Genomic DNA, 22,995 nt, shown 5'->3' with positions numbered 1-22,995 from the left:
ATTTCTAAATATATCTCATTATTCCACCTTATCGTCATCTGTCTCAATTTCTTCATTGTCACGTATATTCATATAATCATCTTTACTTTTTTCTAATAAATATAAACTTTTATGCTTAGGCATTATCTTTTTTGTCTCATCATCCAATTCATTATATTCTTCATTGTTTTGACCATATATTCTATACAGCCTATGATAAAAAAGCATAAAAAAACCTCCTTTATAAATGCGTTTATACTATATTTTTAGCAAAGGAGGTTAATTCATACTTATAAATTTTTTAATTTTTTCTCTAATTCGTTTAAATCGATTTTAAGCCTTGCAACACCAGTATCCATAGCAGCTTTTGCTACATTAAGAGCAACTTTTTGAGCAACTCTTCTGTCGAAGGCTTTCGGTATTATATAGTCCTCTTTTAATTCATCATCTGAAACAAGGCTTGCTATTGCATAGGATGATTGTATTTTCATCTCTTCATTGATTTCCATAGCTCTAACCTCAAGCGCACCTCTAAAAATTCCCGGAAATGCTAGTACATTATTTATCTGATTTGGAAAATCTGACCTCCCTGTGCCAATTATTTTAGCGCCGCCATCTCTTGCTTCATCAGGATATATTTCAGGTATTGGATTTGCCATTGCAAATACTATTGCATCATGGTTCATAGACTTCACCATTTCACACGTCACAACACCTGGTGCTGATACGCCTATAAACACATCTGCGCCGAACATAGCATCTTTTAATGAACCTTTAAGCTTATCCTTATTAGTAATCTTAGAAATCATAATTTTTGATGGGTCCGAATCCTGCCTTCCATCGAAAATTATGCCCTTTCTATCGCACATAATTACATCGCCTATTCCACCATTTATTAAAAGCTTCGCGATGGCAATTCCAGCAGCACCTGCACCATTTATTACTGCTCTTATGCTTTTAAGTTCTTTGTTCACTATTTTAAGTGCATTTATAAGTCCAGCAAAAACAACTACAGCCGTCCCATGTTGGTCATCATGAAAAACAGGAATTTGAAGAGCTTTTTTGAGCCTTTCTTCAATCTCAAAGCATCTTGGTGCAGAAATATCTTCAAGATTTATGCCGCCAAAGGTAGGCGAAATATTTATGATCGTTTTTACTATCTCATCAACATCTTTTGTGCCTAAACAGATAGGAAAAGCATCGATTCCGCCAAATTCTTTAAATAAAACTGCTTTACCCTCCATTACAGGCATACCTGCCATTGCGCCGATATCACCCAGACCCAATACAGCCGAGCCATCTGTAACAACTGCAACAAAATTGCCCTTGTTTGTGTAATCATATGCAAGATCTGAATTACTATGTATCTCTTTGCAAGGCTCTGCAACACCAGGCGTATACGCTAAAGAAAGGTCCCTTGCATCATTAATTTTGACTTTGCTTACAATACTTATTTTGCCATGATTATCCTTATGTAATTTCAATGCCTCATCTTTTAAATCCATAATTATCCTCCTTAAATGTATTACATATTACAAATATTATATCTCATTATTTTAACAATATCTATTACTAAATAAATGTGATATAATAAAGTTAAAATAAGCCTCTTAAAGGGGGTTTCGATTGCCATGTTGAGGCGTAAAGCAATTTTAATATTATTCTTTATATTCATATTATCTATAATATTAACTGGATCGTACAATAAATCAGTAAATACTTATAAGAAAATACCTAGTATTTCGAATTCAAATACATCATCAAAAACTTCTTTAAAAAAATCTATTGATCCAAATACTGTGGTAAAGAATAATAAAACTAAAAATGATAATACAATTGGTTTAAATGTAACTACACCTAATAGCTTACAAAGTTCACAATCTCTGGATACACAAGAATACGCTACTGAAATTCCAGTTTTAATGTACCATCATATCTTAAAAAAATCTGAAAATAAGTTTAATGACAACGAGGCAATCATCAATGCAGAGGATTTCGAAGAAGAGATGAAAGTTTTGCATGACAATAATTACAAAACAGCTACTTTAAAAGAGCTTGAGCAATTTGTTAAGTGTAACCTCAAACTCCCAAAGAAAACTGTTGTTATAACCTTTGATGATGGCTATCTTAGCAATTACATCTATACATATCCGATCCTAAAAAAATACGGTTTTAAGGCAAGTATATTCGTTATTACCGGTAATTTAAAAAATGAATCATCGCTATTTGACCCATCGGGTATACAGTATCTAAGTTACAAAGAGATGTTGCTTTCAAGTGATGTTTTTTCCTTTGAAAGCCATACGAGGAATCTTCATGACCTTGTTGCACCAGGCAAAACTCGTTTGCTTGCAAGCAGTGACGACATTGTTATAAATGACCTCACATATTCAAGAAATCTATTGAATTCTTCGTATTTCGCATATCCATATGGACTATATACTAATCATTTGATAGACATACTAAAAAATATCGGATATACAATGGCATTTACTATGGAAAAAGGATATGTTAAGCCAAATGACAATCCTTTTACATTGAAAAGGCAATTTATAGGGCCGAAAACAACATTAGATCAATTTAAGAAGATAATTCAACTTAATAATTGACAATAAAATGGAAAGTAACATTTCTAATTATTTTTTAAAAGGTGGTACTTAAGAAAATGAGGCTTAAATATAACTTTAAGCCCCATTTTCTTATTCTTGAACTTTTTTCCTTGCTTCTATGACCTTTTCAGCCACTATAGATGGTGCCTCTTCATACCTTGCAAAAGACATCTTGAATTCCCCTCTTGCTTGTGTTAAAGACCTTAAATCTGTGGCATATTTAGACATTTCCGCTTGTGGAACTTCCGCTGTAACAACCTCTAATCCTTCATTTGATTCCATGCCGAGTATGTGGCCTCTTCTTTTATTTAAATCGCCTATGACGTCCCCCATGTATTCCTCTGGAACTGTTACTTCTACATGCATTATAGGTTCTAGTAGAACTGGACTTGCCTGCTCCATCCCTTTTTTAAATGCTAATGATGCAGCAACTTTAAAGGCCATTTCAGAGGAATCCACTGGATGATATGAACCGTCCAATAGCGTAGCTTTAATATTTACAACAGGATACTTTGCAAGAACGCCTTCTTTTATGCATTCCCTTAATCCTTTCTCAACAGCCGGAATGTACTGCTTTGGTACAGCACCACCAAATATTTTATCCTCAAATTTGAATTCTCCACCCTTATATGGTTCAAATTCGATCCACACATGGCCATATTGTCCATGTCCACCTGTTTGTTTCTTATGCTTTCCTTCAACTTTTGCTTTGCCTTTAATTGTTTCTCTATATGGTATAATAGGCTCTGTCAATTCACAAGCCACACCAAACTTGCTCTCCAGCTTCTTTGATAAAACTTCTATATGCTGTTCACCCATGCCATATACGATAACCTGACCTGTCTCAACATTTTTTTCGACTTTAAATGTCTGGTCTTCATCCTGGAGCCTTTGAAGACCATTGCTTATTTTATCTTCATCGCCTTTTGTTTTAGGCTCAATTGCTAATGCTAAATTTGGCTCAGGAAAATGAATAGGTTCAAATGTCACAGGTTTTCCTGGATCACAAAGGGTATCCCCTGTCATCGTTACCTGTAATTTTGCACAGGCACCAATATCACCTGCGATTAGTTTTTGAATCGGTATCTGCTTTTTCCCTCTTAGAAGGTAAAGCTGCCCGATTTTCTCATTGGTCTTTTTTGTGCCGTTATATATTGTAGAATCTGATGATATGCTACCAGACAGCACTCTAAAAATAGATAATTTACCTACAAAAGGGTCCGCTATCGTTTTAAAAACAAATGCGGAATAGGGCTTATTTATATCAGCAGTAACACCAAAACGACTTACCTCGTCTGGTGATGGAAGTATTTCTACAATGGTATCGAGCAATTTATCAATTGCTATATTTTTTAAACTTGAACCACATAATACAGGTAATATTTCACCTGATTTAACACCTTCTTTTAAAACATGAAGCAATTCATCCTTTGTGAGCTCTTCACCAGAAAAGAATTTCTCCATCAATGCTTCGTCGTTTTCTGCGATGTCTTCAATAAGTTCCTGTCTTATTGTCGATACATTTTCCTTCATATCATCTGGAATAGCAGTTTCCTCAATGCTATTTTGCCCGTAAACGTATGCTTTTTGTGTAATAAGATCTACATACCCTTTAAAACTTTGCTCACTACCTATAGGTAACGTCATAGGAACAACTTTGTTTCCAAACTTCTCTTTCAACTGATTTAAAGTCTTATAAAAATCGGCATTTTCTCTGTCCATCTTGTTAATATAGATTAAAGATGGTAGCTTTTCTTTGCATATTAAGTGAAATGATTTTTCAGTACCAACTTCAACGCCTGATGCTGCGCAAACAACGAGTACCGCACTATCTATAGCCTTAAGTCCACTCACAACCTCGCCAAAAAAATCAAAATACCCAGGTGTATCAAGCACATTTAACTTATTATCTTTCCATTCAATAGGAATAATTGATGTAGATATAGAGAATTGTCTTGATATTTCTTCAGGATCATAATCTGAAACTGTTGTGCCATCCTCAACACGGCCCATTCTGTCTATAGCCTTAGCATTATATAATAGTGCTTCCGTCAGTGTAGTTTTACCTGCTCCACCGTGTGAAATCAATCCTACATTCCTTATTTGATTTGTTTTATAATCTTTCATATATATCCCCCTATCTTATTGCTTATATTATTATTATTCTATATTTTTTTTTAATTTCCTTTCATATTTTAATAGGTTTTTTAAAAAAAAATCTCTGGTACTATTATCTTATACCAGAGATGGAATCTTATTCCTCAATTATACTATTTAAAAGCTTTTTTGATGCAATTTCAATTTCATCAGGCGTAGACATCGTAAGTGCCAATGAAGCAAACTCTTTCGCCCTTTCATATGTCACATTTCTTATGATATTCTTTATATTTGGTATTGAACTTGAGCTCATGGAAAACTCATCAAGCCCTAATCCAAGCAAAATCACTGCCGCAAGAGGATCCCCTGCCATTTCACCACACATAGCCGTAAATATGCCTTCTTTATGGGAGGCATCTATCACATTCTTTATAAGTCGCAATATTGCAGGATTAAATGGCTTATAGTAGTCTTTTATCTTCTCATTCATCCTATCAACAGCAAGAGTATACTGGCAAAGGTCATTTGTTCCTATGCTGAAGAAATCAACCTCTCTAGCAATAATGTCGGCAGTCATTGCAGCAGATGGAATCTCTACCATTATGCCGACTTTTATATCTTTATCATATTTGATGCCTTTAACATCAAGCTCTTCTTTCACCTCATTCAATACAGCATTAGCTTTTCTGACTTCTACAACAGATGATATCATTGGATACATTATCAAGATATTTCCATATGCACTAGCTCTTAAGAGAGCTCTTAACTGTGTTTTAAACATCTCTCTTTCATCAAGGCAAAGCCTTATTGCTCTGTAACCAAGGAAGGGATTCATTTCATCAGGCATATTTAAATACGGTAATTTCTTATCACCGCCTATATCAAGCGTTCTTATTGTAACAGGTTTACCATTCATTTTTTCTGCAACATACTTATATGCCTCAAATTGCTCTTCTTCTGTCGGGAAATCATTCCTATTCATATATAAAAATTCTGTCCTGAATAATCCTATTCCTTCCGCACCGTTATTTAATGCACCTTTAACATCCTCCGGTATCCCAATATTAGCAACGAGCAATGATTTTTTGCCATCGATTGTCATAGCCGGTAAATCTTTTAACTTTTTTAGCTTTTCAACTTTTGTCTTATATTTTATAAGTTTATCTTCATAATCCTTAAGTGTAGTCGAGTCTGGATTTATTATTACAGTTCCTTCATTGCCATCTACTATAGCGGTTTCCCCACCAATTACACTTTGTGTTACATTTCCCGTTCCAACGACAGCAGGTATTTCTAATGAACGTGCCATTATAGCTGTGTGGGATGTTCTTCCACCAACATCTGTCGCAAAACCAAGGACCATTTCTTTTCTCATAGTGGCAGTATCAGATGGTGTCAAGTCCTTTGCAATGATAATCACGTTGTCATCCAATTCTGATAAATTAATATTGACGGTACCAAGTAAATTGTTGATTATACGGGTGCCTACATCTCTTAGGTCAACTGCCCTTTCCTTTAAATATTCATCATCTAAGGACTCCATCATTGATGCATGCTGTTCTATTACTTGATTGACTGCATTATCAGCCGTTATATGCTCATTTTTGATCATATTTATAACAGCGTCAAAAAGCTCCGGGTCATTTGCTAGCATCAGATGTGCCTCGAAAATTTCAGCTTTATCTTTGCCAAATTCTTTTTCTGTCTTTTCTTTGATCTTTTCAATTTGTTCTTTTGTTAATTTAATTGCATTTTCAAATTTTGCGATCTCATCTTCTACCATAGATACATCGATATTTCGGGTATTAATTTCAGCAAATTTTTTTGTGTATAGAAATACTTTGCCTATTGCGATACCCGGTGATGCCGCAACACCTTTTAACATCTTTTTGCCTCCTTATTTTATACTATCGAATATTATAGAATAATTATAATATAAAATATTAATAATTTTCAATAGAACAAAACTATTGTTTGAAATATCTCTTTAAAAACAAATATGTACCGATCGGTATGCGACGGTTCATTAATAATTTAGATTTTGTTTTGCAAACTCATCCGGCTTATGTATTCCTTATGGAGTTTTTGTTCGTCAGGCTGGAATTTTTACCGCTGACTTCTTTCTCCACCCACCTTTAGTGGGTAACGGGTCTTATAATTGACACTCTTGTCTTAGGCTAACAGTTTGTGCTATAAACCACCGCAATAAACTTTCACAGTCAAAGCTGAGCACATACCGTGCACACAAAAAGAGGAAGAATTAACTTCCTCATTTCACATTTAGTAATTTAATTGCATCTTCTACGACAGCTTTTGCATTTTTTATCGCCTTTTGTGCTTCTGTCCTGTATATTGGCTTATCTTTAAATCTTGATTCCTCTTTCACTGGAATATCCGCCGCGAATATTACAAGGTCAGCTTCTTCTGCTTCTTTCTTTGTAATTTTATTTTCTGTACCAATAGACCCTTGGGTTTCTACTTTAATCATATGACCAAGTTCTTTCGCGGCTTTTTCTAAAGCTTCAGCCGCCATATATGTGTGAGCAATTCCTGTAGGACAAGCCGTAACTGCAACTATTTTCATTATATCATCCTCTTCCCTATTATTTTAATTTTTTCCATATAAATTATACCACAATTTAGGTAGTTATTTCCTCTTCATCTTTTTCATCAACATTTTTCTTTAAAGCATTTACTAAAAAAGCAGTTAATGCTATTCCTATTAATACAGCAATAATAAACCCTATTTTATTATCGATAACCGGAAGTACTATTGGTCCTCCATGTGGTGCATGATCACCAACTTTAAATATAGCTGCAACTGCTGCCGATACTGACGAACCAATCATAATAGATGGTATTACTCTCAAAGGATCACCTGCTGCAAACGGTATTGCTCCTTCAGTAATTCCTATTAGTCCCATTGCAAGTGCACCATATCCAGCTTCTCTTTCAGTTTTGGAATATTTTTTTGGTGCTAAAAGAGTAGCAACGCCCATTCCAAGTGGTGGTACGCATATTGCAGCTGCAATTGGTCCCATTACTGTAAACACTCCTTCTCCAATCATGGCTGTGCCAAATAAGAAAGCAACCTTATTAAGAGGACCACCCATGTCAAATGCTATCATCGCACCCATAATCATTGCTAAAACTATAGCATTACCTGTAGACATCGATTTCAGCCAATTTGTTAATCCCGCCATAGCTGCAGCTATAGGATTACCAAGTATATAAATCATTAGTCCACCAACAATCAATGACGTAAGTATAGGTATTACAAAGATAGGCATAAGCGGTCTTAAATTTTTATGAATTTTCCATCCTTTTATCCATCTCGCAATGTAACCTGCAATAAAACCTGCTACTATACCACCTAAGAATCCAGCTTTCAACTGATTCGCTAATACACCACCTACAAGCCCAGGTGCAATACCAGGTCTCTCTGCTATGCCATATGCAATAAATCCCGCAAGAACTGGCACCATCATTGAAAATGCAGCCGAGCCTATATCATTCATATTTTTAAGTACAGGATTTGTTATAACAGCACCTTTACCCGCCTGTACTCCGCTTAGTGCAATGGAAAACGCTATTAAGACACCTCCAATTACAACAATTGGTATCATGTATGATACACCTGTCATCAAGTACTCTCTTACTCTTTTTAATTCTTCCTTCATAACAAAAATCCTCCTTTTTTTAACTAACATCAATGTCATTTAAAGCCTCTAAAATTTCATCTTTTGTTACTGCTTTCTTTTAGCTTTCTACAAAGTCTTCATTCATGAGTTTTCTGGATAATTGTGATAATAGCTTTAAATGAAGATTGTTTACATTTTTGTCGGGAACCCCTAATAAAAAAATAATATTAACTGGTTTTCCATCAAGAGATTCCCATTCTATACCGTCATTTGTTTTTCCGAATACAATCATCGCCTCCTTTACTGCTTCCGATTTACCATGTGGTATTGCTATACCATTGCCAACCCCTGTTGTATATGTTTTTTCTCTATCGAATACACTTTTTGTATAAACATCAATAGAAGTGATTTTTCCTTCTTTTTTAGCAAGCTTTGAAAGTTCTATAATTGCATCTTCTTTACTTTTTGCTTTTAGATTCAGCATAATTAGATTTTCGTTTATTATCATAAATTTTCCCCTCCAAACATTTATTTAACATTCAATATTAATAAATATTATTACCACATCGTATGAGGTAACAATATTTATTAATTTAATGTCACTTCTATTTATATTATACTGCTTAATTGCTTTTATACAATAGGTTGAAACGTAATATTTTATTCCTCATCACTGTGGTAATAGTTTATTAATTATATTCGAGAAATTTCTATTTATTTCTTCCACAATTTTATTTTAGAATTTCTCCTATTATTTTGTATATTATCATTTTCATTTAATTTAAACAATAAAATTTGAGCCGTATCAGTGCCACGAAAATTTGCTTAAAAAGGCTATAATAAACATGTATAAGTATGGTATGAGTACATGAAATGTGAGTACATTTATAAAAAAAACTCAGCTGCTACAACAAACATTACAGTTATGGTTATTAAGTATGTAGAAAAATGAGAACAAAAATACCCTAAGTAAGTAGAATCATGGGAAAGAGACCTACCTGTATTATTAACATTTATGGATTGCCCAACAAGCATAATAAGTGTAATACATACAACAAATTGGATAGAAAAAACATATATAAAGTTTCGTAAAAGATTAAAGGCAATGAATAAGTTTACCTAATGAAAAAGCCATAGAAAAAATAGTTTACATGGTAATACAGGATTATAATGAAAAATGATCAACAAGGAAATTAAAAGGTTTTGCCACAGCATATACACAATTGCAAGAAATGTTTAATAAACGTTATGGTGATAATAAGTAAATTCGTAAAACCGGCTTCATATAGCATATATTTATTTTTTCTTAATTATCAAGCCTAAAATGAACTCCGCAAAGCTTCGGGCTTGTCAAACGAGAAATTAAATAAAATAGTAATCATGCCGGTTATGAATAAGTATATATCACAATATTCTGACATGTATGATATATTATTTTAATTAATAAGTTTTAACAATAATATAAGGTTTGCTTAAAAAAGTTACACAAAAAACTTGACAAAACAATAGAAATTTAGACCTCTCAATTTTCTTTCATTAACATATTTGCTATATCTTTTATGTTATTTGAATTTAATATCATATCTAAAAATTCCTTATTATCAATATTATTATATAATCTTCTGAAAAATTGATTTGCTTTATCAACGTCATTTTTTGCAATGCATATCATTAAAACAACTTTTACATTTTCTTCACCCCATTTTATAGGTTGTTTAAGCCTTGTAAAAGAAATGACTGATTTATTTACATTGTCTGGCTTTCCATGTGGTATAGAAATACCATTGCCAATATATGTTGATGAAACATTCTCTCTATACAAAACGTCTTTTAAGTATTTTTCTTTAACATAACCCTTACGATGCAATACATTTGTGATAGCTTCTAATAACTTTTCTTTATTGCTTATATACTCATTAAAATCAATTATTTCAATATCAGCAAATTTTTGATTTTTATCTTCATAAAAATTTTGAATATAATTTTCTAATTTTTTTATGTCATTTTGAGTTAATAATGGTGTAATATTTATAACTGGTTTATCATTTTCTATGGGAATAGTAGATATTATAAAATCTATGTCATCCATATTTTTATCATGCAAAGCAATTGAAGATATTATATCTTTTATTTCAATTTGCCTAAAACACCTTTCCAACCTCACAGCAAGAAGTTGAGAAGTCCCAATGCCACTTGTGCATACAACCAAAACTTTTAATGGTTTCTTTGCTCTCTCAAAGGCCGCTCCCAAATGCAATGTTATATAACCAAGTTCTTCTTCTCCTACTTTTTTACCGAGATATTTTTCAAAAACAATGCTTGTCATCCAAGCAACCCCAAATATATCTGGATAATTCTCTTTTATTTCATTTAATATTGGATTTCTTAAAGTTAATCCATACCTTAGTCTATTGATAGTCGGTTTTAAATGAAGTATCAATCCATTTAAAAGTTGATTGTCATTGCTGAAATCTATTGATAAAGCCCTTTCCGCAATTTTTATTATTTCCTTTGCCATAGTAACAGCCATATTGATATTTTCATCATTTTCAATGTTAATATTGATATTTTGTAGTTTATTCTGTTGCATTTTTGCGCCAAGAATATGCAACAAAATATACCCTATTTCTGAATCCGGTAAATTAACATCGAAAATTTCTTCAATTTCCTTTGCCATTTCTTCAGCTATCGAATATTCTTCGTTCTGCTTTAAATTTGCAAGAACATCATCTGATAATCTGATATCCTTATTATGTTTCAATCTTTCTATAGATATAGCAACATGAATTATAAGACTTATAAATGCTTCATCAGAAAATCTGAATTTAAGTTTCGATTCTGTATTTGAAACTATCTTTTCAAGTTTTTTATAATCGATATCTATCAGTTCTTTAAGCTGAATCAAAGTCTTATAATCTATTCTGCCAGTATAATCATCATATAAGAGCTCTTTAATTTCATTCTGTTCTTTATTCGCAACAATTAGACTTGCTGCAGCATTACGCCAGTCTTCTTCATTACCTGATATTTCTATTCCATAGTTAGTTTTTTTAATTAAGCTTAAATTATATTTGGATAGCCATTTCTCTACTTCTTCAAGGTCTTTGTGTATAGTTACTCTGCTAACATAAAGTTCTTCAGCAAGTTCTTTTATAGTTATATTTTCTTTGCACATAAAAAGTCGTTTTAATATATAATTTTTTCTCGCCTCAGGTGAAAAAGGTTCTATAAACTTTAAACTATTTTTTAACTCAGTATTTAAATCTAATTTTTTATTTTCAGGTCCTTCAATCATCACACCTATACCTGGCTTTTTTACGATTTTTAAACCTTTTCTGCTTACATAATGTTCTATTTTTTTAAGATCATTTCTTATGGTTTTATTGGAAACATTTAATCTTTCAGCTAACTTATTTACTACTATAGGTTCTTTACTATTTAAAAGTATCTTTATAATTTCAAACTCTCTTTCCATTTTGTTCACCTTTTTACCATATCTATTATGGTAACTTTTAAATTATTTGCTTTAACCTTTAGTTATATTATATTATACTATATAGTCCCAATAATTCAATGCTTGTAAACGTAATTTTTACTTCCACATTATAATGGTAAATATTAATCATTTAAAATTAAGTTTCATATACAGCAACCCTATCTCTTCCCTTTGTCTTACATCCAGCATATAACGCTCTATCTGCATGGCTTATGAGCTTTTCTGCAGATTCGGCTTTATGAGGATAATCTGCAACACCAGCACTTACTGTTATATAGATGTCACCACTATCTGTCTTTATTGGTTTTGATGATACTTCATATCTTATTCTCTCCGCTATAACACAGGCTTGCTCTGCAACAAGATTGGGTAAAATCACGGAAAACTCTTCACCCCCATATCTTGCTACAATGTCATCCCCTCTTACACAACCTTTAATCCTTGATGCTATTTCACACAATACAATATCACCTATCATATGCCCATATGTATCATTGATATTTTTAAATTTGTCCACATCTAACATTATCAAGCTTATCGGTGTTCTATCTTCAGATGACTTTAATATTCCATTACACAATGCTTGATCGAAAAACCTCCTATTGTAGGTTTTTGTAAGTGGATCTGTAATAGATTTTTTACTTATTTCAAAATATCTTTTAGCATTCAATATGGCTATTGCTGATTGCTCTGATAAGGCTTCCATAATCTTCAATGATTCATTATCAAAAGCATTCACCTCATTTTGAAAGACAGAAAGACATCCTATAATTTTATCTGTACTTTTAATTGGCACAACAATAGCAGAATCGTAATATTGTGAGATATCACTATCAAAATAATGCTTTTCACTTTTTAAGTTGCCTATTATAACTGATTTCCCTTCAAATATAATCTTTCCTATTAGGCCCTCATTTTTCATATATGCATCCTTAAATGCGTTTTTTGCATCATCCGCACATTTAATTTTCTGATTAACCGCAAAATCATTGTCATCTTTTATATATACAGCCATAGCAGATATAGCAACAGCTTTCTCTGTAGCATATACAATCGCATCAAGTGTTTTATCAAGATCTAACTTAGAATTTATTATCTTCACCATCTCATATAACGCATTAAGTCTCTGATTTGCTTTAAAAAGGTCTCTAAATACCTTAATAAAATATGCTAATAAGATTATCGGTATTATATGCATAATAAATAATAAAATACCGCATTTCAAATATACATTGGCAATAAATATGCCAACAGGAATCGTTATTAAATATGATATTAATTCAAGTATAGAGCTTTCATTCCAGTACTCTTTAAAGAGTACTTTCCCTTGTGCCCTTAATGCATAATACAATATGAAATAGTTTATAATGTAACTTGATAATACATAGATAATTATATACTTCAATTGACTTATGTTGAATAAACCGATTTTTCCACCTAATAATTCAAAAAGCCTCCCTGAAACGATGTATATAATTGCGAACATAGCTCCATTTAATATCCCATTTTTCAGTTTTTTCCTTATAAATATTGTCTCAATCATAATAGATGCCATACTAATTAATGTAGCAGCAACTGTTCCATATATCAAAAATGTCGCAATTGTTATTATTGGGCTTATAGAAAGTTTAATATCAGTATATCCGATACCAAAATTGTCAAGTATCAACATTGCAGAAAGAAGTAAAAGAAATAATTTTATATCTATTCTAATACCGTAATATATACATGAAAATATTAGTAATAAGAACCCTGTTAAAATTAATAATGTATTAAAAACAAGTTCTTTGTTTCTCCCCATGTTTATCCCCTCTTGGTTTAATATAGAATTATTCGATGCTAATTTAAAAAATTCTTCAATTAATTTTATTAAAATTCATATTAATGAAATTATATCATAGAGATTATTCATAATATGTCGTTTTTTGAAATAGTATTAAAAAAATTCCCCTATCTAGGGAAATTTTTTCCCTGACAGGGGATGGTTCTTTGTCCTAGTTTAAATTTATTTTAGCCGCATTTAGAGTATCCACAATTTTTGCAAACTACACAACCGCCTTCATGCTCAATTTTATTGCCGCATTCCGGACATATATGTTCATTTGCATGTACATCCTCTGTAAATGCTGCTTCTTCTAATTCGGTTTCATTGCCATTATTCCCATTTCCATTGCTGTTTATAGGTACATCGATTGGTGCGAAATGTTCTTCTTCCTCTACTTTTAGCTTCATGACTTTTTCTATCACCTTAGCAATGGCATCGGGACATGACAACACTTTTATATCTTTGTTATTAGCCATCTGTCTTAGGGTCGAATGACATCTTATGCCCTTTAACTGTTCGACAATTGACTTCGCATCTATTCCAGACCTTAGAGCTATTGATGTTAGTCTACTTGTCGCTTCAGATTGTGATGGACATCCACCGGCCCTTCCGAGATTTGTAAACACTTCACATATTCCTTCGTCATCATAATTTACTGTGATGTACAAATTCCCACAGCCAATTCTAACTTTTTCTGTTATGCCTTTTGTAATAGGTGGTCTAGGCCTTGGTACGATGTGATTGTCATTTTCTTTGTCTTTCTTATTTCCCTTTATATCTTCTTTTTTATCCTGTTTAATACCCAGATTCAGTACCTGTGTATCACGGCTACCGTCTCTATAAATTGTTACACCTTTTAATCCTAATTTATATGCAAGTTCATACACTTCTCTGACATCATCAATTGTTGCATCGTGTCTGAAATTAACTGTTTTTGAGACAGCATTATCAACATGCTTTTGGAATGCCGCCTGCATCTTTATATGCCATACAGGGTCAATATCATGCGCTGTTACAAATACTCTCTTTACATCTTCAGGAATGCCTTCTATGTCCTTTAAAGTTCCTTTCTTCGCTATTTCCCTCATCAGTTCCTCTGAATAAAATCCCCTTTTTATTGCAACTTCTTTAAATACAGGATTAACTTCTACAAGCTCAGTATTGTCCATAACATTCCTCGTCATAGCAATGGCAAACAATGGCTCAATGCCGCTGGAAGTTCCTGCTATGATCGATATTGTACCCGTTGGTGCAATCGTCGTTGTCGTAGAATTTCTGAGCTTCAGTCCATTTTCTTTGTATATGCTTTTATCATAGTACTTAAATACGCCTCTTTTTTGTGCAAGTTCTATTGATGCTTCTTTTGACTCATTATCGATAAACTCCATAAGGTGATCTGCAAACTCAACCGCTTCTTCTGAATTATATGGAATCCCCATCATGAGAAGCATATCAGCAAATCCCATGACACCAAGGCCTATTTTTCTGGTTCCTTTTGTCATCTCATCTATCTGTGGTAGTGGATATTTATTTGCATCTATTACATTATCAAGGAAGTGCACAGCATAATGTACTGTATCTTTTAATTTATCATAATCAACAATATATTTACCATCTTCCTCTTTTAGCATATTCTTTAAATTTATTGATCCTAAATTGCAGGATTCATATGGTAAAAGTGGTTGTTCACCACAAGGATTTGTCGATTCAATCTCACCTATTGCAGGTGTCGGGTTTTTCTCATTTATGCGGTCAAGGAACACAATACCTGGTTCACCATTTTTCCAAGCCATCTCAACTATTAGTTTAAACACATCTTTTGCATTAAGCTTATTTACAACCTTTTTCGTGTGTGGATCTATAAGTTCATAATCCTTGTTTTCCTCTACGGCTTTCATGAAGCCTTCTGTCAGTCCAACACTTATATTGAAATTCGTAATCTCATGATTATCCTTCTTGCATTGAATAAATTCCAATATATCAGGATGGTCTATTCTGAGTATCCCCATATTGGCACCCCTTCGTGTCCCCCCCTGTTTCACGGCTTCTGTCGCAGAATTAAATACCTTCATAAAGCTAACAGGGCCTGATGCTACACCACCAGTTGATTTTACGGTTGCACCCTTTGGCCTTAGTCTTGAAAAACTAAAGCCTGTTCCACCACCGCTTTTATGAATAATTGCTGCAAATTTAACCGCGTCAAATATCTCTTCCATCGAATCTCCGACAGGAAGAACAAAACATGCCGAAAGCTGACCCAATGGCCTTCCCGCATTCATGAGCGTCGGTGAATTTGGCAAAAACTCAAGATTTGTCATCATATCATAAAATTTTCTCTTGAGTTTTTCTGTATTAGCATTTTTATCATACTTTTTATCAATCTCAGCGATTGTCTTAGCAACTCTTTCAAAAAGGCCTTCAACAGTCTCGATCAGTTGACCGTTCTCATCTTTTGCAAGATATCTCCTCTCAAGAACCTTCTTAGAATTCTCTGTTATCTTCATATTTAATCTCTCCTCATATGTATAATACACAATATTTTGTATAGGTTATAGTTTTATTATACATCTTATTGTGTATATTTCAAATAGGCATTATCCAAAATACAATTATTTACCCAAGATTTTTACTCAAATATTTTATCTATAACATTTTATCGAGCTTATACTAGTTAAATTGAATTTTTTATTTTGCATATTAAAGTGTAGATATTCCTTTATTTATTATTTTCTGGTATATACGAATAAAAAAGGGCCTTTAATTTTATCTCCAGCTCTGATTTATTAACTTTTTTATACTTGAGATTAAAAGCATTATTAATATTATTAATCCAATTGCATAAAAAATCCCGGTATTACCGGGACAATATTTCTAAAAACTCATTAATAATTTCTTTATCATAAATCCCCTTTATGTAATCAATCCTCCAACTCTCATCGCCCTTTGCTGTAAGTTCTTTTATACTTTTTGGCCTTTCTATCCAAGTTCCTATTATATCGAAATTTTTATCCATAAAAACATATGTTGGAATCCTCGCCTTTCCATCAACATAAAATGGCTCCATATCCTCTATATGACCTTCTCTATTTAATATACTTAAGTTGATTGCATTAATATTGCAGATTTTTGCTATAATAGGTAAGCTGACTTGGCAATCAGGACACCATGTTTCAGCAAAAGCCAAAATATTATTAACCTTAGACGATTTTATTTTATTGATAACAGCAAAATCAAATAATATAGCATCGTATTTCTCTTTTAACTTCTTAGCTGCTATATCTTCACCACAATTTATAAAATCTTTGAATTTAATGCCCTTATCAAATAAACTCATCAATTCCATAATAACTGCCCTTTCTATTATTACCTATTAAAAAGCGAACCAAGCACCGTTTTAGCACTTGAAAGAGTAATGCCAAGTAAGCTTCCGCTTTTTGTCATGATTTCATCTAATGCATCTAATACTTTATCAATCTGTTCTTTAGTCACAATTAGCGGTGGTTCAAACCTTATTACATTTGGATTATTTAATGTATATGCTGTTATAATATGATGCTTATTCTGCAGTTCTCCAGCAACTAGTGAACCTAAGTATTCATTTGATAGCTTTGACACAGCACCGCCTGAAAGTTTATCGATAAAGCCACCTTCAGGCTGGTTAAATTCAACACCTATCATAAGGCCCTTTCCTCTTACATCTTTGATAAGCTTATGCTTTTCCTTTAATGCTTTTAGCTTATTCAAAAAATATTCGCCTTTTTCCTTTGCAGCATCTGGAAGATTTCTATCCATGATCAGCTTAATCACTGTTATACCTGCCGCACATGCCAATGTATTACCGCCAAATGTAGATGTATGTAAGAGACATTTTTCCATTGAACCATAGCCACGTTTCCATACCTCATCTTTTGCAATATATGCACCAATTGGCATAACACCGCCTCCGAGAGATTTTGCCACACACATAATATCAGGTACAACACCTTCATGTTCACAGGCAAACATTTTACCTGTTCTACCAAAGCCAGTCTGCACTTCATCAAATATCAGATATGATTCATATTTTGTTGTAAGTTCCCGTACTTCTTTAAGATACCCATCAGGCGGTACGATGACGCCGCCTTCACCTTGTATGGGTTCAACTATAAATGCCGCAACGTCCTTTCCCTTTAAGGCATTTTCTAAGGATTTTGCATCACCATATTCAACAGGTATTGAATCAGGCACAAGAGGTTTAAAATATTTTTGATATTTTTCACGCCCTGTGACAGATAAGGCACCTGCGGATTTACCATGAAAAGAATTATTGCAATATACAATTTTGTGCTTTCCGGATGCAATCTTTGCAAGCTTCAAAGCTCCTTCAACAGCTTCAGCACCGCTATTGCAAAAAAAGCTCCTCTTAAGATCCCCTGGTGTGATCAATGCAAGGTCATATGCCAATGCACCTGGAAAGTCATTTACAGCCGCCTGCAATATATTGGGAAGGTCTCTTACTTTTTCTATCGCATCATAAATTTCATCTGGGTTATGCCCAAGATTTAATGCGCCATAGCCTCCAAGAAAATCTAAATATTCATTGCCATCGCTGTCCCATACAGATACACCTTTTGCTTTTACAAATAGCTTATCAAACTGAAGCATAGATAGCATAGAAACAAAATTTGCATTTATGTATTCTTTGTAATTTTCTCTTACCTGATTTCTATTTAATTTTAATGCGTCATCACATGTTATGTACTTCATATTATCTTTCATCACAAACATCCTTTCTTTATGTCTATGAAAACAATGAATGAGAGTATAAATTTATCATATCTATAGACAATATAACTGATATATGCTTTAACTATTATGATGATGACAGCATTCATCACTACACTCATGTTCATCGACATACTCTATATTGTCAAGCTGTTCTTTTACTCTATTCCTTATCTCTTTTACGTATTCTTTTCGAAGACTTGCCTGTTCAAGTTTTTCATCTTCTGTTAAGCCATCTTTTTTTGATTTGTGGTATAAAAAATTTATCCTATCAATCATCTCTTTTGTTATCATATATCCACCTCAATATCAATTAATAATTATATTATATGACTTTTTTTAAAAAAAACAAAAGAGACAGTCTCAATATGACCGTCCCAAGAACTATCACTAATTTACACATGTTTAGGTTCAACAGGTAGAATTCCATTTAACTCACTATTTTTTTCTTCAGTTATGGAATTATCAAAATTCCATTCCATATATGCTTTAATCACAACTATAGGTGTCTGCTGTTCAGAATTTCCTGAGGGATTATCTATAAAAAGTTTTTCTACAAAGGATTTTGAAACACCTCGTGATGCACCAATACAGTCTGCACAATGTAAGTCATTTGCATCAATTATAGCCGTATCAACACCTGTTGCTTTCTTTATATCCTCACATACTTTATCAGGGTTTGCTGGTCCTAAAACTATGTACCTATGATATGGCGGCATTGTACCGGCAACATCGTCGATAAGTGCAACTTTTCTTCCCGCTATCTTAAAGAAAAGCCCCTTAATTTTAAACAACTTGCCTATAGCACTTATTATAGATGCGACAAAGATTATGAACAATCCTACTTCATTTATTGCACACTGCATTGCTTGAGGTGACGTCAAACTTCCATTCCTACCAGTATATCTGCACAATAACCTTGCTAAAAATCCTACCTTAACTTCCTCCGGCAAATACGCTCTCCCCTGTGTTATTGCTACAACACTTTCCGCAATGGCTATAAGGTCGCCTTTTTCGGCTATATTATTTGTATATTTCATAACAACGTCTACTATATTATCATCTTTTGTCACGATATGGGTTCTTATAGGTATTTTTCCGCATTTCAATTGGCATAACCTCCCTAAAAAATAGCTTACATTTTCTTCAATTTTATGATATATTATGCTTGTACATTATATTATATCATAATTGTGTCAATATTATGTTAAAAATATAAAAGGAGGGCCCAAATAGATGTTAAATTTTTTAACCAACATAAGACTTGACTCAAATGCGGAAAATCCTTGTATAAAAGGTAATAAGAGCATTATTGGCTTTGACTTTTCATCAAGTATCCCAGAATATCAAATAAAAAATGAAGCAAATGATTATATAATCACATTTAATGATGTTTCATTAAATATGCCGGAGGGTCTTTATAAAGACGATGATGGTATAATAAAGAGTGTTTTGATTAAGGGACAACAAAATAGAATAGACGTATGTATTAAATTGTCACATAAATCAGAGTACGAAATCGAGACCATTAATGGTATACCATCTAAACTCAATTTCTACATCGACAGGACACCACTTATAGGTATTTTAAAAGGCAAGAGGATTCTAATAAACCCTGTCTATAAAGAAACAACAAAGAGCCCGACAAAACTAATGCCACATGTTCCAATGAAGGGTATATCAAACAAACTTAAAACGTTGCTATCACTTTTAGAAGCATATGCAACTATCACGTGGAAGGATTCCTACAATGATAATATATTAAATGGGGATTTCAGTGGCGATATGCTCATTAACTTGTATACTGAGGCTTCTTTAAAAAATGAGAGCGGTTTTAAAGTGTATTATTCAAAAGATAATAAAGAATCAAAAAGATTTGCAGAAATATTAAATAAAACTATTGAGGGAAAGTCCCCCCTGCGAAACCTTGGAATATTCCCAAAGGAATACAATTATAAAAATAAAGATATTTTAATTGTCACAATAGTACCTGCAATCGAAAACAACAGGCTTGATGATGCACATTTAAGAGACATAGACTACAGAAGCAAAATTGCACAGGCGGTTTTTAACGGTATAATAGAATATTATAGTTAACCTTTAAAGATATATAACAGTATACAATTATAGCTTTATTTCAACTTCATCTTTTATGTCTATGTAGTTCTCTTTGACATCACAGCAAAATGCATATGCTTCAACACCAGTATTCACAGCATCCCTTAGGGCATCTGTGAATTTTTTATCTGTTTTTATATTTGGCGTAAAATATTCTATATCATCCATCTGTATAAGAAAGACTACTGCTGCTCTCATGCCGTTTTCCTTAACTTTTTTAAGTTCCATCATGTGTTTTGTGCCTCTTTCTGTTGGTGCATCAGGAAACATTGCAATACCATTCTCCTCAAGTGTTACGCCTTTTACCTCTATATAAAAAATTTCATTATCATTTAAAAGCATTATATCAAATTTGCTGTTTCCAAATGTCTTTTCTCTTTCTATGATATCATAACCTCTAAATTGACTTATCTTTTCACCCTTTATATTTTCTAAAACTACCTTATTAGGTACTTGTGAATCAATTGAAATCAATCTTTCACCTTTATATACAAATTCTATCTCATATGGAGTCTTCCTACCAGGTTTTAGTCTTTTTTCAAGTATGACAGTAGCACCTGGTATAAATATCTCTTTGCACCTACCCGTGTTTGGAACATGTGTAAGTGTTACTTCACCATCTATATCAACATATGCTTCAAATCTATTTATCCTTTTTATAAACTTTCCTTTTATAATGGGATTTTTTATAACCATTAAAACGCCAAACCTTTCTTAACGTTGATATACATTAAGTTTGTCAATCTTTATGATAAACGTCATTAGAAGTTATCTCCGCAAAACTTGTTGGAGTCTCCCATAATTTAATCTTATAAAGTTCATATCTTTCACTTTTTAATTCCGGTTTTAACTCTTTCCACATCCATGTGATTATATTTTCACATGTCGTATTAAACCCAAAAACCTCATTAAGGTAATGATGGTCTAATTTATCTATTATGACTTTATTTACAATATCCTTAAGAATCTCAAAATCTATCACCATTCCTTCATCATCTAATTCACCCTCAACTGTAACTTCAAGCTTGTATGTATGACCATGTAAATTCTCACATTTTCCATTGTATTTCGTAAGATTATGAGCACTATCAAATGTGAATATTTTTGTTACCTTCATGTTTATTCCACCTTATACCAATCTTTTTTATACAATTTAACACCATCTTTATCAGGCAATGCATTTATTAATTCTTCTACCTTTACATCATCTTTAGTAATATTGGGATTTATGTCCTTTAAAGGTATAAGCACGAATGCTCTTTCCCACATCCTTTGATGTGGTATGATTAAATCATTATCATTTAAAGATTTAGCGCCATACAATAGTATATCAATATCAATCGTCCTTGGCCCCCACCTTATAATCCTTTCTCTTCCGAGGCTATTCTCTACAGAGTTTATTGTATTTAAAAGTTCATGTGGCGATAATTTTGTTTCTACAAGAATAGCTATATTTAAAAATTTTCCTTGCTCTTTATAACCAATAGGTTCAGTCTCATAAATTGGTGATACACTTTTAATAACCATAGACCTTTTTGAAAGTTCATAAAGTGCCTTTTTTAGATAACCTTCTCTATTCCCTATATTGGAACCAAGTGATAAATATACATCTGTCATCTTACAATCGCATCCGTCATCATTGCAACGCGGTGCATCTCTTTAACATCATGCACTCTTACAATATCAGCACCTTTTACAATGCCAACTGAAACAGTTGCGGCAGTGCCTTCGACTCTCTCGCCGACATCAAGGTTTAGGACCTTGCCTATCATTGATTTCCTTGATGTGCCGAGAAGTATAGGAAGTCCAAGGCATTTAAGTTCATCAAGCCTTTTCATTAAAGTCAGATTATGTTCAAGGTTTTTGCCGAAACCGATTCCTGGGTCTACCATAATATTCTCATTTTTTATACCAGCTTTTAGTGCAATGTCTATACTTTTCTCCAAGAATTTTATAACTTCCTTAACAACATCATCATATTCTGCCACATCTTTATTGTGCATAATGACAATACCTGCACCATAGTCTGCAACAACTCTCGCCATATCATGGTCTCTTTGCAATCCCCAAATATCGTTTATAATGTGTGCCCCTATCTTCAAACACTCTTCTGCAACATTTGATTTCATTGTATCTATTGAAACTATAGTTTCAGTATTGGAGCATAGGTTTTTAACAATAGGCATAATTCGCTTTAATTCCTCTTCAGCTGATACAGGTGTATAACCTGGCCTTGAGGATTCGCCACCAATATCGATCATATCAGCTCCATCTTGAATCATCTTTAAAGCTCTTTCAATACCTTTATCAAGTGTATTGTACATACCACCATCTGAAAAGGAATCAGGTGTCATGTTCAATATACCCATTATATATGTTTTCTTACCTGTCTCAAGTGTTTTATCTCTCATTTTCAAAATACCTATTGGCATTTAATCATCCCTTTCTAAATTGCATTAAATTATA

General features: G+C 32.9%; 20 protein-coding genes. 2 read left to right on the top strand and 18 right to left on the bottom strand.

What is annotated here, in order from left to right; translation table 11 throughout:
• Nucleotides 1–18: 18 nt before the first annotated feature.
• Nucleotides 19–207, bottom strand: a complete 189-nt coding sequence (locus tag CPG45_RS09600; RefSeq protein ID WP_096231700.1) for a hypothetical protein — start codon at nucleotides 205–207, stop codon at nucleotides 19–21.
• 62 nt (nucleotides 208–269) lie between these two features.
• Nucleotides 270–1,484: an NAD(P)-dependent malic enzyme gene (locus CPG45_RS09595; RefSeq protein WP_096231699.1), complete on the bottom strand. Its 1,215-nt coding sequence runs from the start codon at nucleotides 1,482–1,484 to the stop codon at nucleotides 270–272.
• A gap of 126 nt (nucleotides 1,485–1,610) precedes the next feature.
• On the opposite strand from CPG45_RS09595, the gene CPG45_RS09590 reads away from it, so the two are divergent.
• Nucleotides 1,611–2,588 carry a polysaccharide deacetylase family protein gene (locus tag CPG45_RS09590; RefSeq protein ID WP_096231698.1) on the top strand — a complete coding sequence of 326 codons (978 nt, stop codon included), beginning with the start codon at nucleotides 1,611–1,613 and terminating at the stop codon, nucleotides 2,586–2,588.
• Nucleotides 2,589–2,678: 90 nt separating this feature from the next.
• Here the strand turns inward: CPG45_RS09590 and fusA are convergent, their stop codons facing one another.
• From fusA to CPG45_RS09530, 12 genes are all read right to left on the bottom strand, one after another.
• Complete coding sequence (gene fusA, locus CPG45_RS09585; protein ID WP_096231697.1) at nucleotides 2,679–4,715, bottom strand: elongation factor G; 2,037 nt, start codon at nucleotides 4,713–4,715, stop codon at nucleotides 2,679–2,681.
• Between the two features lie 127 nt (nucleotides 4,716–4,842).
• A complete protein-coding gene (gene ptsP, locus CPG45_RS09580; RefSeq protein ID WP_096231696.1) occupies nucleotides 4,843–6,570 on the bottom strand; it encodes a phosphoenolpyruvate--protein phosphotransferase in 1,728 nt (575 codons plus the stop codon).
• A 384-nt stretch (nucleotides 6,571–6,954) separates the two neighbouring features.
• Entirely contained in the window at nucleotides 6,955–7,269 is a 315-nt protein-coding gene (locus CPG45_RS09575; protein ID WP_096231695.1) for a PTS fructose transporter subunit IIB, read from the bottom strand.
• 55 nt (nucleotides 7,270–7,324) lie between these two features.
• Nucleotides 7,325–8,365, bottom strand: a complete 1,041-nt coding sequence (locus CPG45_RS09570) for a PTS fructose transporter subunit IIC (protein ID WP_096231694.1) — start codon at nucleotides 8,363–8,365, stop codon at nucleotides 7,325–7,327.
• A 79-nt stretch (nucleotides 8,366–8,444) separates the two neighbouring features.
• Complete coding sequence (locus CPG45_RS09565) at nucleotides 8,445–8,834, bottom strand: PTS sugar transporter subunit IIA (protein ID WP_096231693.1); 390 nt, start codon at nucleotides 8,832–8,834, stop codon at nucleotides 8,445–8,447.
• Nucleotides 8,835–9,848: 1,014 nt separating this feature from the next.
• Nucleotides 9,849–11,801: a BglG family transcription antiterminator gene (locus CPG45_RS09560; RefSeq protein ID WP_096231692.1), complete on the bottom strand. Its 1,953-nt coding sequence runs from the start codon at nucleotides 11,799–11,801 to the stop codon at nucleotides 9,849–9,851.
• Nucleotides 11,802–11,958: 157 nt separating this feature from the next.
• The gene (locus CPG45_RS09555; protein WP_096231691.1) at nucleotides 11,959–13,623 is read right to left on the bottom strand and encodes a sensor domain-containing diguanylate cyclase; all 1,665 of its coding nucleotides are present in this window, start codon (nucleotides 13,621–13,623) and stop codon (nucleotides 11,959–11,961) included.
• Nucleotides 13,624–13,832: 209 nt separating this feature from the next.
• Entirely contained in the window at nucleotides 13,833–16,151 is a 2,319-nt protein-coding gene (locus tag CPG45_RS09550; RefSeq protein ID WP_096231690.1) for a vitamin B12-dependent ribonucleotide reductase, read from the bottom strand.
• Between the two features lie 350 nt (nucleotides 16,152–16,501).
• Nucleotides 16,502–16,990: a thioredoxin family protein gene (locus CPG45_RS09545; RefSeq protein ID WP_096231689.1), complete on the bottom strand. Its 489-nt coding sequence runs from the start codon at nucleotides 16,988–16,990 to the stop codon at nucleotides 16,502–16,504.
• 20 nt (nucleotides 16,991–17,010) lie between these two features.
• Nucleotides 17,011–18,405, bottom strand: coding sequence for an aspartate aminotransferase family protein (locus tag CPG45_RS09540; RefSeq protein ID WP_096231688.1), 1,395 nt, complete (start codon nucleotides 18,403–18,405; stop codon nucleotides 17,011–17,013).
• A gap of 87 nt (nucleotides 18,406–18,492) precedes the next feature.
• Entirely contained in the window at nucleotides 18,493–18,705 is a 213-nt protein-coding gene (locus CPG45_RS09535) for a DUF896 domain-containing protein (protein ID WP_096231687.1), read from the bottom strand.
• Between the two features lie 101 nt (nucleotides 18,706–18,806).
• Nucleotides 18,807–19,520, bottom strand: coding sequence for a coenzyme F420-0:L-glutamate ligase (locus CPG45_RS09530; RefSeq protein WP_096231686.1), 714 nt, complete (start codon nucleotides 19,518–19,520; stop codon nucleotides 18,807–18,809).
• A 127-nt stretch (nucleotides 19,521–19,647) separates the two neighbouring features.
• On the opposite strand from CPG45_RS09530, the gene CPG45_RS09525 reads away from it, so the two are divergent.
• Nucleotides 19,648–20,508, top strand: a complete 861-nt coding sequence (locus CPG45_RS09525; RefSeq protein ID WP_096231685.1) for an N-acetylmuramoyl-L-alanine amidase family protein — start codon at nucleotides 19,648–19,650, stop codon at nucleotides 20,506–20,508.
• A 27-nt stretch (nucleotides 20,509–20,535) separates the two neighbouring features.
• Here the strand turns inward: CPG45_RS09525 and sfsA are convergent, their stop codons facing one another.
• The 4 genes from sfsA to folP are packed head-to-tail and all read right to left on the bottom strand — an operon-like array spanning nucleotide 20,536 to nucleotide 22,961.
• On the bottom strand, nucleotides 20,536–21,225 hold the full coding sequence (gene sfsA / locus CPG45_RS09520) for a DNA/RNA nuclease SfsA (protein ID WP_096231684.1): 690 nt from the start codon (nucleotides 21,223–21,225) through the stop codon (nucleotides 20,536–20,538).
• Between the two features lie 43 nt (nucleotides 21,226–21,268).
• Complete coding sequence (gene queD, locus CPG45_RS09515) at nucleotides 21,269–21,646, bottom strand: 6-carboxytetrahydropterin synthase QueD (RefSeq protein WP_096231683.1); 378 nt, start codon at nucleotides 21,644–21,646, stop codon at nucleotides 21,269–21,271.
• Nucleotides 21,647–21,648: 2 nt separating this feature from the next.
• The gene (gene folK, locus CPG45_RS09510) at nucleotides 21,649–22,146 is read right to left on the bottom strand and encodes a 2-amino-4-hydroxy-6-hydroxymethyldihydropteridine diphosphokinase (protein ID WP_096231682.1); all 498 of its coding nucleotides are present in this window, start codon (nucleotides 22,144–22,146) and stop codon (nucleotides 21,649–21,651) included.
• Nucleotides 22,143–22,961 carry a dihydropteroate synthase gene (folP, locus tag CPG45_RS09505; protein WP_096231681.1) on the bottom strand — a complete coding sequence of 273 codons (819 nt, stop codon included), beginning with the start codon at nucleotides 22,959–22,961 and terminating at the stop codon, nucleotides 22,143–22,145. The genes folK and folP overlap by 4 nt, the downstream gene beginning before the upstream one ends.
• Nucleotides 22,962–22,995: the final 34 nt, after the last annotated feature.

It is taken from the genome of Thermoanaerobacterium sp. RBIITD, from assembly GCF_900205865.1.
Classification (GTDB): domain Bacteria; phylum Bacillota; class Thermoanaerobacteria; order Thermoanaerobacterales; family Thermoanaerobacteraceae; genus Thermoanaerobacterium.
This window is presented reverse-complemented; position numbering and strand designations above follow the sequence as displayed.